2 protein-coding genes are annotated in these 1256 nt (G+C 63.5%); both read right to left on the reverse strand.

All coding sequences use genetic code 11. From position 1 onward, the window contains the following. Nucleotides 1–21: 21 nt before the first annotated feature. Complete coding sequence (locus CJZ98_RS19430) at nt 22–549, reverse strand: ISAs1 family transposase (protein WP_269798983.1); 528 nt, start codon at nt 547–549, stop codon at nt 22–24. Next, the gene (locus tag CJZ98_RS19435) at nt 546–1181 is read right to left on the reverse strand and encodes an ISAs1 family transposase (protein WP_094592421.1); all 636 of its coding nucleotides are present in this window, start codon (nt 1179–1181) and stop codon (nt 546–548) included. Before CJZ98_RS19435 ends, CJZ98_RS19430 begins: the two co-directional genes overlap by 4 nt. Nucleotides 1182–1256: the final 75 nt, after the last annotated feature.

The raw sequence follows: 1256 nt of genomic DNA on the forward strand, positions 1-1256 counted from the left end.
CAGGGCTGCCTAAAAGTGTGATCAGGTCTTGGTGTCGGCCGTCATCACCCCTCCCAGGGCCAGCATCCCCTTGATGTCGTAGGCCAGCTCGCGAAAGCCCTGGCGGATGGAGCGGTACCCGCCGCAGCGCAGCAGGTTCATCACGATGGTGCGCAGAAAGGAGAACACCGCCACGCCAGTCCGGTTGCTGTAGCGGTGAGCGTCCTCACCGAGCTGAGCGTCGCGGGCCCAATGCCACTCGTTCTCAATGCTCCAGCGCTGCCGGATCAGGCGCAGCAAGGCTTCTGGGCTGGTTCGGATGCTCGTGATGAACAGGTGTCTGACGTTGCTGGTGCCCTTGCGGGTCTCCGTTCTGGTGGTCACTTCCACGATCCAGGCGCTACCGGGCCAGTTGGCCCTGATGTGCTCCGGTGCCTCTTTCGCACGCAGCTGCCAGACCGTGTCACGCCCGTGCCTCTTCTCGTGATCCGTTGCAGCGAAAGGGATGTGGCGCTTTCCCTCGAACTGAGAGCCGATCTGCCGGTGGAGGATCTTCTGGTTGGCCTTCACGGTGAGGAGGACGTCGGCCCCCTGCTCCAGGCACCATCGAAAAACGCCTGCGTCGTATGCAGCGCATCCGCCTGGATCAGCACGCCGTTGAGCTCCAGGGTGCTCAGCAGCTCTTTCAGGGCAGTGCGTTCGCTGGATTCGTGGGTGTCATAGGTCTTCTGAGCCAGCGCGACGCCAAGGGCTCGGGCATAGACCGTCACCTGAGCGACAAAGCGGTGGTTGCCGTCCTCCGTCTCCACTGCCGAACCCCGGAGCGCCTTCCCGTCGCACACCAGCTGATCCAAACCCTCGGCCCCACCTGGGATCTGGCTGATCATCCAGGCCTGCAGCACCTCGCCGAATTCCTGCAGGTGGGCCTTATTGAACAGGTACAGAAAGGTGGCATCGGAAGGCCAGCGCTTGAAGTTCAGGCCCAGGGCCTGGTTCAGCGCATCCCGGTGGCGCTTGGCGAACGCTTCCAGATCGCGGGAGCTTCTGCAGCCGCTCAGGATCCCGAGCACCGCCACCAGCAGCAGGAACCACTGCGGGTAACGGACCCCGCGGCGGTAACGACCATCCGGAATGGCCTTGAGGAAGCTGATCAGGTCAGCCGGTGCCGACTGATTGGCTGCGGCGGAAGAGATGTCGGGCATCGCCAGCGGTGAGACCCACCGACCTAAACCGATGCTGACAGGGGCGCGGATGACACCGTGGACAGACTTTTAGGC

The sequence above is a fragment of the Vulcanococcus limneticus LL genome (assembly GCF_002252705.1).
GTDB lineage: Bacteria > Cyanobacteriota > Cyanobacteriia > PCC-6307 > Cyanobiaceae > Vulcanococcus > Vulcanococcus limneticus.